General features: G+C 63.1%; 12 protein-coding genes. 9 read left to right on the top strand and 3 right to left on the bottom strand.

Annotated elements, in window-relative coordinates; all coding sequences use genetic code 11:
* The first annotated feature begins 27 nt into the window (after positions 1-27).
* The 7 genes from QMG84_RS03495 to QMG84_RS03525 all read left to right on the top strand — a co-directional run bounded on the left by QMG84_RS03495 (position 28) and on the right by QMG84_RS03525 (position 6,708).
* A complete protein-coding gene (locus tag QMG84_RS03495; protein WP_281930494.1) occupies positions 28-402 on the top strand; it encodes a 4a-hydroxytetrahydrobiopterin dehydratase in 375 nt (124 codons plus the stop codon).
* Positions 395-1,255 carry a dihydropteroate synthase gene (folP, locus tag QMG84_RS03500; RefSeq protein WP_281930495.1) on the top strand — a complete coding sequence of 287 codons (861 nt, stop codon included), beginning with the start codon at positions 395-397 and terminating at the stop codon, positions 1,253-1,255. Before QMG84_RS03495 ends, folP begins: the two co-directional genes overlap by 8 nt.
* A 3-nt stretch (positions 1,256-1,258) precedes the next feature.
* Positions 1,259-1,738: a 2-amino-4-hydroxy-6-hydroxymethyldihydropteridine diphosphokinase gene (gene folK / locus QMG84_RS03505; RefSeq protein WP_281930496.1), complete on the top strand. Its 480-nt coding sequence runs from the start codon at positions 1,259-1,261 to the stop codon at positions 1,736-1,738.
* 568 nt (positions 1,739-2,306) lie between these two features.
* The gene (gene amoC, locus QMG84_RS03510; RefSeq protein WP_281927381.1) at positions 2,307-3,077 is read left to right on the top strand and encodes a bacterial ammonia monooxygenase, subunit AmoC; all 771 of its coding nucleotides are present in this window, start codon (positions 2,307-2,309) and stop codon (positions 3,075-3,077) included.
* A gap of 318 nt (positions 3,078-3,395) precedes the next feature.
* Positions 3,396-4,154, top strand: a complete 759-nt coding sequence (gene amoA, locus QMG84_RS03515; RefSeq protein WP_202074341.1) for a bacterial ammonia monooxygenase, subunit AmoA — start codon at positions 3,396-3,398, stop codon at positions 4,152-4,154.
* Positions 4,155-4,274: 120 nt separating this feature from the next.
* Complete coding sequence (gene amoB / locus QMG84_RS03520; protein WP_202074342.1) at positions 4,275-5,534, top strand: bacterial ammonia monooxygenase, subunit AmoB; 1,260 nt, start codon at positions 4,275-4,277, stop codon at positions 5,532-5,534.
* A 238-nt stretch (positions 5,535-5,772) separates the two neighbouring features.
* Positions 5,773-6,708 (top strand): nickel/cobalt efflux transporter, encoded by a 936-nt coding sequence (locus tag QMG84_RS03525; RefSeq protein ID WP_281930498.1) that lies wholly within the window; start codon positions 5,773-5,775, stop codon positions 6,706-6,708.
* Here QMG84_RS03525 and QMG84_RS03530 read toward each other — a convergent pair whose 3' ends face one another.
* The 3 genes from QMG84_RS03530 to QMG84_RS03540 all read right to left on the bottom strand — a co-directional run bounded on the left by QMG84_RS03530 (position 6,709) and on the right by QMG84_RS03540 (position 8,326).
* Positions 6,709-7,581, bottom strand: coding sequence for an SDR family oxidoreductase (locus QMG84_RS03530; RefSeq protein WP_281930499.1), 873 nt, complete (start codon positions 7,579-7,581; stop codon positions 6,709-6,711).
* 133 nt (positions 7,582-7,714) lie between these two features.
* Entirely contained in the window at positions 7,715-8,008 is a 294-nt protein-coding gene (locus QMG84_RS03535) for an HdeA/HdeB family chaperone (protein WP_202073092.1), read from the bottom strand.
* A gap of 21 nt (positions 8,009-8,029) precedes the next feature.
* Positions 8,030-8,326: an HdeA/HdeB family chaperone gene (locus tag QMG84_RS03540; protein ID WP_281930504.1), complete on the bottom strand. Its 297-nt coding sequence runs from the start codon at positions 8,324-8,326 to the stop codon at positions 8,030-8,032.
* A gap of 304 nt (positions 8,327-8,630) precedes the next feature.
* Between QMG84_RS03540 and QMG84_RS03545 the strand changes: the two genes are divergently transcribed.
* Together QMG84_RS03545 and QMG84_RS03550 are read left to right on the top strand one after the other, a co-directional pair.
* Positions 8,631-9,797, top strand: coding sequence for an efflux RND transporter periplasmic adaptor subunit (locus QMG84_RS03545; protein ID WP_281930505.1), 1,167 nt, complete (start codon positions 8,631-8,633; stop codon positions 9,795-9,797).
* Between the two features lie 11 nt (positions 9,798-9,808).
* Positions 9,809-12,955 carry an efflux RND transporter permease subunit gene (locus QMG84_RS03550; protein ID WP_281930507.1) on the top strand — a complete coding sequence of 1,049 codons (3,147 nt, stop codon included), beginning with the start codon at positions 9,809-9,811 and terminating at the stop codon, positions 12,953-12,955.
* Positions 12,956-13,196: the final 241 nt, after the last annotated feature.

The raw sequence follows: 13,196 nt of genomic DNA on the forward strand, positions 1-13,196 counted from the left end.
AAGCGATCGGCGGCAAGGGGAGGCGGCATGAGCGAGGAAGAACGGGCGCTGCCCGAGAACGAGATCGTCGAGCGTCTTGGCAAGGAACTGCCGCACTGGCGCTACGAAAACGGCTGGATTCGCCGCAAATACAAGACTCATAGCTGGAAGGGCACGCTGATGGTGATCAATACGATCGGCCATCTCGCCGAGGCCGCCTGGCACCACCCCGACATCGCCGCCTCCTACGCCTGGGTCGAGGTCAAGTTCATGACCCATACCGCGAAGGGCGTGACCGACAAGGATTTTGCGCTGGCAAAAAAGATCGAGGAGGTCGTCGGCTGGCGCCCCGGCCAGGAGGGCGGGCCCCTCGAAGGCACGCCCGAGACCGACCAGCGCTTCGCCTATATCAAATATGACTGAGGCCCTTTCGTTCGACCGGGAGGCGATCGCCGCCGCCCGGGACCGCTTTTTCGCGCCCATTGGCCGGCGCCCGGTCATCATGGGGATCGTCAATGTGACGCCCGATTCCTTTTCCGATGGCGGGCTATTCGCCTCGCGGGACGCAGCCCTCGCCCAGGCGAGAAGGCTCGCGGCCGAGGGCGCGGACATCGTCGACGTCGGCGCCGAATCGACGCGCCCGGGCCACACGCCCGTGGCCTCGGAAGAGGAATGGGCCCGGCTGGAGCCGCTGCTCGCCGCCTTGGTGCGGGAGGCGGGGGCGCCGGTCTCGATCGACACCTATAAAGCCGCGACCGCCCGCCGGGCGCTGGCGGTCGGCGTCGCCATCGTTAACGACATTTGGGGATTGCAGCGCGATCCCGATATGGCGCCGGCGATCGCCGAGGCTGGAGCCGGCGCGGTGGTCATGCATAACCGCGACGCGACCGAGCCCGAGATCGACATCGTCTCGGATATGCTGCGCTTCTTCGAGTGTTCGCTCGAGATCGCGCGGCGCGCGGGAGTTTCCGAGCGGCATATTGCGCTCGATCCCGGCATCGGCTTCGGCAAGAGCCGGCAGCAGAATTATGCGGCCCTGCGGGCCGTCCCCGAGCTTCTCGCGCTCGGATTTCCCTTGCTGATCGGCGTCTCGCGCAAATCTATCTTCAAGGACTTGCCGGACGGCGCGGTCGAGGGGCGCCTGGTCGGCACGATTGCCGCCAATTTGATGGCGGCGGTCGGCGGCGCGCAGATTTTCAGAGTCCACGACGTCGCAGAGCACCGCGCGGCCTTCGAGGTTTTTTCGACATTGCGCGGCGCTGCGGCGAAGGGGTGACGCATGAGAGTGGGGTTTGGGCTCGGCAGCAATATCGGCGACAAGCCGGCCAATATTCGCAAAGCGTTGGATCTTCTGGAAACGCGCGGGATTGCGCGATTGACGGCGGCATCGCGGATCTACCGCACGCCGCCATGGGGCGTCACCGACCAGGGGGATTTCGCTAACGCCTGCGCGATTGGCGAGACAGATTTGTCGCCTTACGAGCTTCTCGCCGCCGTGAAGACGATCGAGGCCGACATGGGGCGCGAGCCGAGCCGCCGTTGGGGGCCGCGGCTGATCGACGTCGACATCCTGTTTTTGGGCGACCACACGCTCGACGATCCAGAACTGACGTTGCCGCACAAGGAGTTATTCGGCCGCGGCTTCGTTTTGATCCCCCTTGTCGAGATCGCGCCCGATCTCGTGCTCGATGGAGCGCCGATCGCGGAAGCGTTGCAAAGGGTCGATTGCGACGGAGTCAGGCCCTGGAGCGAAGGCTGAACGGCCTACCCTCGATGGTCGGTATTGCCGCATTGCAGCATCCTGACCCCGAAAGACGCCCGAAAAGAGACGATGATGTCTCATAATGCTCTGGTTTTATGTGGATATTGCACCGTCTCAGAAAAATCCGCCATGCGCCCGAATCCGGACAGTAGGGTAGTCAATTCCCTATCCACTGGGGTTGTTTGGACTATTCGATAGACAGTTGAATGCTATCCTGATGGGTATTGTCATTATGTTGGTGAGAGGGAATGGTTGGGCCACGCTAAACGGGGTCTGTTGGCTTGGCTCGGGAGGGCCAGTTTGGGTCTCTGTTTAGGCGGCGACGTCGGTGTTCGTCCGATAACAACAAGGCGGCCCTATTGGATGTTCGAGCTTCTCGGGAGAATTTCTCTCTTGGGTTCGGGGTCCGAGAGCTGCGGCAAGAAAGGGCGGGACGGTCCTGGGCTCCGTTAACAGCGGGTCCGGCCTCACGTTAATCAAACGAGGACGAAGCGGCTCCGTTCCGGGAGGCGGAGCTTTTTTACCGGTCACGCGCATCCCTGGGAGCACATAGGAGGAGTTAAATATGAGCTCGACGACTAGCACGGCTGCCGGCGCAGCCGCTGAAGTAGAGTCCGTAGTCGATCTGCGCGGCATGTGGATCGGCCTTGCGGTTCTGAATGTTTTCTATCTGATCGTCCGCATTTACGAGCAGGTCTTCGGCTGGCGCGCCGGCCTCGACTCGTTCGCTCCGGAATTCCAGACCTACTGGATGTCGATCCTTTGGACCGAAATCCCGCTGGAGCTCGTCTCCGGTCTGGCGCTCGCCGGCTTCCTGTGGAAGACCCGCGACCGTAACGTCGACGCCGTGGCCCCGCGCGAAGAGATGCGCCGCCTGGTGGTCCTCGTTCAGTGGCTGGTCGTTTACGGCATCGCCATCTACTGGGGCGCCTCGTTCTTCACCGAGCAGGACGGCACCTGGCACATGACGGTTATCCGTGACACGGACTTCACGCCGTCGCACATCATCGAGTTCTACATGAGCTACCCGATCTATTCGGTGATCGCGGTCGGCGCGTTCTTCTATGCGAAGACCCGCATTCCGTATTTTGCTCATGGCTACTCGCTGGCGTTCCTGATCGTCGCCATCGGCCCGTTCATGATCATCCCGAACGTCGGCCTGAACGAGTGGGGCCACACCTTCTGGTTCATGGAAGAGCTGTTCGTTGCGCCGCTGCACTGGGGCTTCGTGTTCTTCGGCTGGATGGCGCTCGGCGTGTTCGGCGTCGTGCTGCAGATCCTCGGCCGCATCCATGCGCTGATCGGCAAGGAAGGCGTCGCCCTCCTCACCGAGTAAAATGTGACGACCCGCTCGCGCCCGGAAAGGGCGCGGGCGGAAGGTTCGGGCGCGGGACTTTTCTTTAGACAAGAGACGGAGCGTTTTCTGGCCGCCATTGGCGACTGGGGTGGTTCTTCTCGCGTCGCAGTCAGGGGGTTCCCTGGCTGAAAAGGCAAGACTTCGCTCAGGCGGCGCGCAAGCGCGGCCCAAAGGAAATGCCGGGCGGGGCCCTAGAGGCGATCGTCCGGGCGCGGTCCGGAGGCGCGACGCTTCCGGTCAGCGGCAAAAAGAAACTCGGGGCCTTAAGGCGCTCGAGAAACACCAAGGAGAAGAGTGATGTCACAATCGAAAAGCGGGGGGGCGGTCGGTCCGTTCAACTCCGTCGCCGAGGCGGCGGGTTGCGTCGCGACGACGGACTGGATGCTTCTGGTTCTGCTGTTCTTTGCGGTCCTGGGCGGCTACCACGTCCACTTCATGCTGACGGCGGGCGACTGGGACTTCTGGGTCGACTGGAAGGATCGTCGTATGTGGCCGACGGTTATTCCGATCCTCGGCGTGACCTTCTGCGCGGCGTCGCAGGCTTTCTGGTGGGTCAACTTCCGTCTTCCGTTCGGCGCCGTTTTCGCGGTTCTGGGCCTGATGATCGGCGAGTGGATCAACCGCTACGTCAACTTCTGGGGCTGGACCTACTTCCCGATCAGCCTCGTGTTCCCGTCTGCTCTGATCGTTCCGGCGATCTGGCTCGACGTGATCCTGCTCCTGTCGGGTTCCTATGTGATCACCGCGGTTGTCGGCTCGCTCGGCTGGGGTCTGCTGTTCTATCCGAACAACTGGCCGGCGATCGCCGCCTTCCACCAGGCGACCGAGCAGCATGGTCAGTTGATGACGCTGGCCGATCTCATCGGTCTGCACTTCGTCCGCACCTCGATGCCGGAATACATCCGCATGGTCGAGCGCGGCACGCTGCGCACCTTCGGTAAGGACGTTGTGCCGGTTGCGGCGTTCTTCTCGGGCTTCGTCTCGATGATGGTGTACTTCCTGTGGTGGTTCATGGGTCGCTGGTATTCCACGACCAAGCGGATCGAGCAGATCTAATCACCCAAAAAGACGCGGCGGAAATTGGTTGGATCATCGGTTTGGCCTGATCTGTCGCGGATGAATAAATCGGCTGGCGCGCGAGGCGCCGGCCGGAAGAAGAACCTGGGAGGTTTGTTCATGAAAAAGCTAGTCAAGCTCGCCGCCTTCGGCGCGGCGGCTGCTGTGGCGGCGACGCTCGGAGCGGTCGCTCCGGCCTCGGCGCACGGCGAGAAGTCCCAGCAGGCGTTCCTTCGCATGCGCACGCTGAACTGGTATGACGTTCAGTGGTCGAAGACGACGGTCAACGTCAACGAGGACATGGTCCTGTCCGGCAAGGTTCACGTCTTCTCGGCGTGGCCGCAGGCGGTCGCCAATCCGAAGGTGTCGTTCCTGAACGCCGGCGAGCCGGGTCCGGTTCTGGTCCGCACCGCTCAGTTCATCGGCGAGCAGTTCGCTCCTCGTTCGGTGTCTCTGGAGATCGGCAAGGACTACGCCTTCTCGATCAACCTGCGCGGTCGTCGCGCCGGCCGTTGGCACGTTCACGCTCAGATCAACGTCGAAGGCGGCGGCCCGATCATCGGACCCGGCCAGTGGATCGAGATCAAGGGCGACATGAAGGACTTCACCGATCCGGTGACGCTCCTCGACGGCTCGACGGTCGACCTCGAGAACTACGGCATCAGCCGCGTTTACGCGTGGCATCTGCCGTGGCTGGCGGTTGGCGCCGCGTGGATCCTGTTCTGGTTCATCCGGAAGGGCATCATCGCCTCTTACCTGCGTGTTGCCGAAGGCCGTCCTGACGACGTCATCGGCGATGACGACCGCCGCATCGGCGCGATCGTTCTCGCTCTGACGATCCTCGCGACGATCGTCGGCTACGCCGTGACGAACTCGACCTTCCCGCGCACGATCCCGCTTCAGGCCGGCTTGCAGAAGCCGCTGACGCCGATCGAGACGGAAGGCACCGTGGGCGTGGGCAAGGAGCAGGTGTCGACCGAGCTGAACGGCGGCGTCTACAAGGTTCCGGGCCGCGAGCTGACGATCAACGTGAAGGTCAAGAACGGCACGTCGCAGCCGGTTCGCCTCGGCGAATATACGGCGGCTGGCCTGCGCTTCCTGAACCCGACCGTGTTCACGCAGAAGCCTGACTTCCCGGATTACCTGCTTGCTGACCGTGGTCTGTCGAACGACGACGTGATTGCGCCGGGCGAGTCGAAGGAAATCGTCGTGAAGATCCAGGACGCGCGTTGGGACATCGAGCGTCTCTCCGACCTCGCCTACGACACGGACAGCCAGGTCGGCGGTCTGCTGTTCTTCTTCACGCCGGACGGCAAGCGCTTTGCGGCTGAAATCGGCGGCCCGGTCATTCCGAAGTTCGTCGCCGGCGACATGCCCTAAGCGAAACTCGGTAGCCTGAACTAATGCGCCGGCCGGACGAAAGTCCGGCCGGTCGCGTTTTGGGGGGACCACTCCAGCTCTAAGCGGGCGACCGACCGGCGCGGACCGCCGCTTGTTTGGGCAATGCGCAACCTTTAGATAAGGCCAACAGGCGCATTCCCGGCGGCCATATGGCCGCGAGGAACGGCGAGCCTTCCTGGCCGCCGATCGACCGCGCCACGCGAGGAGCCGCGCGGACGTGTCCAATCTTTCCTCTTTCTTCGACGCCAGCGCCGGCAACGCCTGGATCTTCATCCCGACCGCCATCGTGCTCGGCGCCTTGCATGGGCTGGAGCCGGGGCATTCGAAGACGATGATGGCGGCCTTTATCGTCGCGGTGCGTGGCACAGTGGGACAGGCGGCGCTTCTAGGGCTTGCCGCGACAATCTCCCATTCCGCGATCGTGTGGCTCGTCGCTTTGATCGGCATGTCCCTTGGAGATCAGATAAACGTCGAGGCCAACGAGCCTTATCTGCAGATCGTCTCGGGCTTGATGATCCTGACCGTCGCCGTCTGGATGACGTGGCGCATGTGGCGAAACACGACCGCTTCGCCGGCGCCCGCCCATGCCGATGTCGATCACATCCATGCCCATCACGGACATGATCACGATCACAGCGACCACCACGGTCACGCTCATCACACCCACGAGCATGGCGATCATCATCACCACCCGCATGGCGCGGGGGCAGCGCTCGCCACGAGCGTCGAAGAACAGGAGTTCGAAAACGAGCTTCTATCCGTCGATTCGACCGTTTACGCCGACGCACATGAGCGGGAGCATGCGCTCGAGATCGAGCGGCGCTTCGCAAATCGCGAGGCGACCACGGGACAGATCATCCTCTTTGGGCTCACCGGCGGGCTCATCCCCTGTCCCGCCTCGATCACCGTCCTTCTGCTTTGTCTGCAGGCCGGACGATTCACTCTTGGCGCGGCGCTCGTGCTGGCTTTCAGCGTCGGCTTGGCGCTCACGCTCGTTCTGGTGGGCGTCGCCGCGGCGCTCGGGGTGCGCCATGCCGTTTCGCGCTTTCCGGCGCTCGAGGGGCTCGCGGCGCGCGCGCCCTATCTTTCGAGCGGTCTCGTGGCGCTCGTCGGCCTCTATACGATCGCCATCGGCGTGCGCGGGCTGGCCTGACTATTTCCCGTGGAAGGCCGACTTCTGCACACGCGGGCTGATGGGCGCGTCCAGAAAAAAGTCGAGCACCGCCTCATAGGCGGGATCGACCGCATAAGATGAAAAATCCGTCACGCCTTCCTCGGCGAGCACGCGAACGTCGATAAAGAAGTTCCCCGTGCATTCCCGCGACGGGCGCCTCAGCACCGCATGCGCCGCATCCGCGACAATCTCGGGCTTGCGGGAGCGCCGGATGATCTCCTCGCCGCCCAAAAGATTGCCGACGGCCGCGGTGGCGATCGCCGTCTCGGGCCAAAGCGAATTCACCGCGACTCCGTCCCGCGCAAGCTCCTTCGCAAGGCCTAGGGTGACAAGGCTCATGCCATATTTCGCCATCGTATAGGCGAGGTTGGGGGCGAACCATTTCGGGTTCAAATCGAGCGGCGGCGAGAGCGTCAATATGTGCGGATTCTCGGCCTTGCGCAGATGCGGCAGCGCGAATTTGGCGCAAAGATACGCGCCTCGCGCATTGATCTGGTGCATCAGATCGAAGCGCTTCATGTCGAGGAGGTCGATGCCGCGCAGGTCGATGGCGCTGGCGTTGTTGATGAGAATATCGAGACTGCCGAAGGTCTCGACCGTTTTGCAGACAGCGGCCGCCACCTGATCGTCGAAACGTATGTCGCAGGGCAGGGGCAGAGCCTTGCCCCCCTCCGCCTCGATTTCAGCGGCGGCAGTGTAGATCGTGCCGGGAATTTTCGGATTTTCGGCCACGCTTTTTGCAGCGATCGCGATATTGGCGCCGTCGCGGGCGGCCTTTTTGGCGATCGCGAGACCGATGCCGCGGCTGGCGCCTGTGATGAAAAGCGTTTTGCCCCGAAGCGATGCCGTCATCCAGATAAATCCCGGAAAATCCAGAGGAGCTAACAAATAGCCGAAAGCCGATGAACGGCAAGCGGCGGCCAAGGCGCGGGAGTCGCCCTCGGCCGCGACGAAAGGGCCCAGCCATCGGCCGGGCCGTAGGGGTTTAACGGGCGTTCTTCAGAACGGCGTCCATCAGCGAAGATTTCGGGAGCTTCTTGCAGTAGCGCGAAATCTTGGCGGTGTTCCGCTTGACGTAGCGCGAGTCGATGACGGTAATATTGTTCTTCGCGCTGAAGTAACCGCGCATCCAATTTCCGATGAAGTCCTGCGTGCCGGCGTCATAACCACGGAAATCCTTGCAAGTGATTTCCGACATATCGATCGTAACCTGAGCAGAGGCCGGGGCGACGAAAGCGAAGGCGCTCGCGGCGCCAGCAAGAATGAGCTTGCGGATCATTTGTGTGGCCATCCTTTGTCGTTATTTCTTGTCGAAAGCGCGCTGCAGGCCCGCCATGACGGACTCGGACTTGTTGGAGGCGCACCAGTCGGTCACGCTCGCGGCGTTCTTTAGAAAAAGACTGACATCGATAAAGGTGCGGCCGCTCTTTTGCGCGAACCACCCGCTCATAAAGGCTGCGAAGTCGCTTTGGTCCTCCGCCGGCATCGCCAGCAATTCGCCGCAGGTAATCTTGGTCATATCCAACTTGACTTGCGCCTGCGCGGCCGCAGGCGCCAACATCGCCGCCATGGCGAGCCCGAAAATCAGCTTATTCATGCGTTTCCTCCAAAAAATACGCGCGCCAGCGTCGTTCGCACAATCGACGAATCGAAGTGAAAAGCGCTTCTCCATTCGGCGCAAGCGCGGACATCACATACAGACCAAAAACAAACTTTGGCTTAAACCTGAGCAGACAGACTGCGCGTAAGTCGCAGCACGTTCGCGAAAATATTCTAATTCCACGCTAATTCTGAGTTTCGTGGTCTTCGACGGCCTTGCCGCCCGGCCGGTGGACGCGGGCGGCCGTCTGATTTACTTTCGGCGCCGCAGCATCAAGTGCTTTTTTTGACAGAGACATGACATGGATTGGATGCGCCCGCGCGCTTATCGCCGCCTCGCTGGGGTGTCGCTGGGCCTTATTGCCGTGATCGCCGTCGTGGCGCTGAGGTTTGGCGCCGGCGCGCAGGACGGGGCGCCAGCGGCGCCGCCCGCGCCGCCCGTTACGGTTGCGCATCCGCTCGCCGAGACCGTGCCGCGTTTCGACGAATATACCGGCCGTTTTGTCCCGGTTCAGCGCGTGGAGGTGCGCCCGCGCGTCTCCGGGGCCGTCGAGAAAATCCATTTCACCGACGGCCAGATCGTGAAGGCGGGGGATCTGCTTTTCACCATCGACCCGCGCCCCTATCAGATCGCTGTCGACAGCGCCCGCGCCGACGTTGTCCGCATGCAGGCGCAAACCTCTATGCTCTCCAAGGATGCAGCGCGCGGCGAGAGTCTGGTCGGCGGCGGGACGATAACGAAACGCGATATGGACCAGCGCCGCGGCGGGTCGGACTCGGCGCGCGCTCAGTTGGCGGGCGCCGAAGCGTCTTTGCGCAATGCGGAGCTCAATCTGGAATGGACCCAGGTGCGCGCGCCCATCGCCGGCCGCGTCTCCGACCGCCGCATAGACGTGGGCAATCTCGTGCAGGCCGGGGCGACACTCTTGACGACGCTTGTCGCCCTCGATCCCATCCATTTCGAGTTCGATGTGTCGGAGTCGGATTATCTGCACTACGCCCGAGCCGGGACGGGCCGAGAGAAAACGGGAAAGATTCCCGCTTTCGTGCGCCTTGCCGACGAGGTCGATTGGAAGCGCTCCGGCGCGATCGACTTCATGGACAACCAGCTCAATGTGCATTCCGGCACGATCCGCGCCCGCGCTGTTCTCGACAATAAGGACTTGTTCCTGACCCCCGGCGCTTTTGGCCGCGTGCGCGTCAATGGCGGAGATTTCGCGGGGTTGCTCGTCCCCGACGCCGCCATCGCCTCGGATCAGACGAATAAGATCGTGCTTGTCGTCACGCCGGATCGCAAGGTGGCGGCGAAGCCCGTGACGCTCGGGCCCCTCCATAAGGGATTGCGCGTCGTGTTGTCGGGCCTCGATCCCAATGATCTTGTCATCACCGCGGGCCTCGCCAATCCCATGGTGCGGCCCGGCGCCACCGTCGCGCCAACCGAAGGCGCGATTGCGCCCTCCGTTAAATAGGCTAGGGGCGCATGCGTTTTCCGCATTTCTTCATCGAACGGCCGATTTTCGCCGCCGTCATCTCGGTGCTGCTCACGATCGCCGGCCTCATCGCCCAGCGCGCGCTGCCGGTCTCGGAATATCCCGACATTGCGCCGCCGACGGTGATGATCACTGCGACTTATCCCGGCGCCTCGGCGGAAGTCATCGCGCAGACGGTCGCCTCGCCCATCGAGCAGGAAGTCAATGGCGTCGACGATATGCTCTATATCGTCTCGCAATCGACGGGCGATGGCCTGCTCACGATCAATGTCGTCTTCAAGACGGGCGTGAATATCGATCTTGCTCAGGTGCTGGTGCAGAACCGCGTCGCCATCGCCACGCCGCGGCTGCCGGAGGAAGTGCAGCGCTTCGGCGTCGTCGTGAAGAAGGCGTCGCCCGATCTGATGATGGTCGTGCATCTGCGCTCGCCCGATGCTTCGCGCAGCCAGCAATATATTTCCAATTACGCGACGCTATATGTGCGCGACGAGCTGGCGCGCCTCGAAGGCGTCGGCGACGTGCGCGTCTTTGGCGCGCGCGACTATTCGATGCGCGTCTGGCTCGATCCGGACAAGGTTGCCGCGCGCGGCATGACGGCGGGCGAGGTTGTCGCCGCCTTACGCGCCGCCAATCTCCAGGTGGCGGCAGGCGCAATCAACCAGCCGCCGGCGGCGTCTCCCGGCGCCTTCCAGCTTTCCGTGCGAACCCTCGGTCGGCTTTCCGATCCGGCGCAATTCGCCGATGTGGTGCTGCGCGCCGACGCCGACGGCCAGGTGCGGCTGCGCGACGTGGCGCGGGTGGAGATCGGCGCACAGGATTACACCGTCAACGCCTATCTCGATCGTGACGCGGCGACCGCCATCGCCATCTTCCAGAAGCCGGGGTCGAATGCGCTCGCCACCTCCGCCGCTGTGGAGGAGGCCATGGTTCAGGCGAAGAAGCAGTTCCCCGCCGGCCTCGATTATTCCATCGTCTATAATCCGACCGAATTCATTCAGCAGTCGGTGGACGAGGTCGTTCGCACGCTGGGCGAAGCGATCATCCTCGTCGTGCTGGTCGTGATCCTTTTTCTGCAGACATGGCGCGCCGCGATCATCCCAGTTGTGGCGATTCCAATCTCGCTTGTCGGCAGTTTCGCCGTGATGAAACTGGTGGGACTCACCTTCAATACGCTGTCGCTCTTCGGCCTTGTGCTGGCGATCGGCATCGTGGTCGACGACGCGATTGTCGTCGTAGAGAATGTCGAGCGCTATCTGGCGCAGGGGATGACGCCGAAAGAGGCCGCGCATAAGACCATGGACGAGGTGGGCGGGGCGCTCATCGCCATCGCGCTGGTGCTTTGCGCCGTCTTCATCCCGGTCGCCTATATTACCGGGCTGCAGGGCGCCTTCTACAAGCAATTCGCCATCACCATCGCTTCCGCGACGCTGATTTCGGCCTTTGTGTCGCTGACGCTCTCCCCGGCGCTCGCGGCCATTCTTCTCAAACCGCATGGCGAAGAGCATACGGTGCGTGCGGGGCGCTTCGAGTTTCTGCGCCATCCGCTCAATGCTTTTTTTGCGCGCTTCAACCGCCTATTCGACGCCATGTCGGCGCGCTATGGCGCATTGACGGCGCGGCTGGTGCGGGTCGGGCTCGCCTCGCTTGTGGTCTATGGTGTGCTGATCGCCATTGCGGCGGGGCTGTTGTGGCGCACGCCGACCGGCCTCGTGCCGACGCTCGATCGCGGCTATCTCATCGCCGCATTCCAATTGCCGCCGGGCGCCGCGCTCGACCGCACCGACTTTGTGATGCGGCAGGCGACCGACATCATCCTCTCCCGGCCGGGCGTCGCGTCGAGCGTCGTCTTCACCGGCTTCGACGGCGCAACTTTCACCAATGCGCCGAATGCCGGCGTTATTTTCGTCACGCTGAAATCCTTCGAGGAGCGCCACCGGGCCGGCCTCACGGCGCCCGGCATTCGCGACGACATCCGCGCCGCGCTCGCGCCGATCAAGGACGCCTTTGTTTTCGTGCTGGAGCCGCCGGCCGTGCCGGGCATCGGCACGGGCGGCGGCATCAAGGGCTATGTGCAGGATCGCGGCGGCATGGGGCTTCCGGCTCTGGAAGGCGCCGCCTGGTCGCTTGCCGGACCGGCGATGCATACGCCGGGCGTCGCTCAGGCCTTCACGCTTTTCAACACGCGCACGCCGCAGATTTTTGCCGACGTCGACCGCACCAAGGCGGAGATGATCGGCGTGCCGATCACGCGCGTATTCGAAACCATGTCGATCTATCTCGGCTCGGTCTTCGTCAACGACTTCAATATTCTTGGCCGCACCTACCGCGTCATGGCGCAGGCCGACAATCCGCATCGCCTGACGCTGCGCGATCTCTCGGAGCTCAAAACCCGTAGCGCCACCGGCGAGATGACGCCGCTCGGCGCCCTGGCGAGCTTCAACGATACGACCGGCCCCTTCCGCGTGCCGCGCTACAATCTTTATCCGGCCGCCGAGGTGCAGGTGAATCTCCAGCATGGCGTTTCGTCAGGGCAGGGCATCGCCATGATCGAGGGGCTGGCGAGCAAATCGCTGCCACAGGGCTTCGGCTTCCAATGGACCGAAATCGCCCTGCAGGAGAAGCTCGCCGGCAATACTGCGATCCTCGCCTTCGGGCTCGCCGTCGTCTTCGTTTTTTTGCTGCTCGCCGCGCTTTACGAGAGCGTCGTGCTGCCGCTCGCGGTCATTCTCATCGTGCCCATGTGCATTCTCGCCGCCATGAGCGGCGTCGCGGCGCGCGGGCTCGACCGCAATATTCTCGTCGAGATCGGCCTTGTGGTGCTGATCGGCCTTGCGGCGAAGAACGCCATTCTCATCGTGGAATTCGCCCGGCAGGGCGAAAATGACGGCAAGGATCGCTTTACGGCGGCGATCGAGGCGGCCCGCACGCGCCTGCGTCCGATCCTGATGACGTCGCTGGCCTTTATTTTGGGCGTGCTGCCGCTCGCTGTCTCGCATGGCGCGGGCGCCGAGATGCGCCAGTCGCTCGGCGTCGCGGTCTTCAGCGGCATGCTCGGCGTGACGATCTTCGGCCTTCTCTTCACCCCGATCTTCTATGTGCTGTCACGCGCGCTCGGGATACGATCCTGGCGCCCGTAGCGGCGACAGGGCGTCGGAATCCATTAACAAACCCTCTACGCAGCCGCGTCATGCCCGCGCTTGTCGCGGGCATCGACATTGTGACATGCGGGGAGAAGAAGCGGCGTTGTTCCCGCTCATGTTCTTAAGCCTTTCAGCGTCGGCGCGGCGTGGATGGCCGCGACAAGCGCGGCCATGACGCTGGAACACGTCCGCTCATCAACCCCAATTCGAAGCCCTTAGCGGGGCGACGAAAGGCTTG

It is taken from the genome of Methylocystis iwaonis (assembly GCF_027925385.1).
GTDB classification, from domain to species: Bacteria; Pseudomonadota; Alphaproteobacteria; order Rhizobiales; family Beijerinckiaceae; genus Methylocystis; species Methylocystis iwaonis.

What these genes read in the sequence shown, in the direction of transcription:
- QMG84_RS03495 (WP_281930494.1), top strand. Translation starts at nt 28, where the DNA reads ATGAGCGAGGAAGAACGGGCGCTGCCCGAGAACGAGATCGTCGAGCGT.
- folP (WP_281930495.1), top strand. Translation starts at nt 395, where the DNA reads ATGACTGAGGCCCTTTCGTTCGACCGGGAGGCGATCGCCGCCGCCCGG.
- folK (WP_281930496.1), top strand. Translation starts at nt 1,259, where the DNA reads ATGAGAGTGGGGTTTGGGCTCGGCAGCAATATCGGCGACAAGCCGGCC.
- amoC (WP_281927381.1), top strand. Translation starts at nt 2,307, where the DNA reads ATGAGCTCGACGACTAGCACGGCTGCCGGCGCAGCCGCTGAAGTAGAG.
- amoA (WP_202074341.1), top strand. Translation starts at nt 3,396, where the DNA reads ATGTCACAATCGAAAAGCGGGGGGGCGGTCGGTCCGTTCAACTCCGTC.
- amoB (WP_202074342.1), top strand. Translation starts at nt 4,275, where the DNA reads ATGAAAAAGCTAGTCAAGCTCGCCGCCTTCGGCGCGGCGGCTGCTGTG.
- QMG84_RS03530 (WP_281930499.1), bottom strand. Translation starts at nt 7,581, where the DNA reads ATGACGGCATCGCTTCGGGGCAAAACGCTTTTCATCACAGGCGCCAGC.
- QMG84_RS03535 (WP_202073092.1), bottom strand. Translation starts at nt 8,008, where the DNA reads ATGATCCGCAAGCTCATTCTTGCTGGCGCCGCGAGCGCCTTCGCTTTC.
- QMG84_RS03540 (WP_281930504.1), bottom strand. Translation starts at nt 8,326, where the DNA reads ATGAATAAGCTGATTTTCGGGCTCGCCATGGCGGCGATGTTGGCGCCT.
- QMG84_RS03545 (WP_281930505.1), top strand. Translation starts at nt 8,631, where the DNA reads ATGGATTGGATGCGCCCGCGCGCTTATCGCCGCCTCGCTGGGGTGTCG.
- QMG84_RS03550 (WP_281930507.1), top strand. Translation starts at nt 9,809, where the DNA reads ATGCGTTTTCCGCATTTCTTCATCGAACGGCCGATTTTCGCCGCCGTC.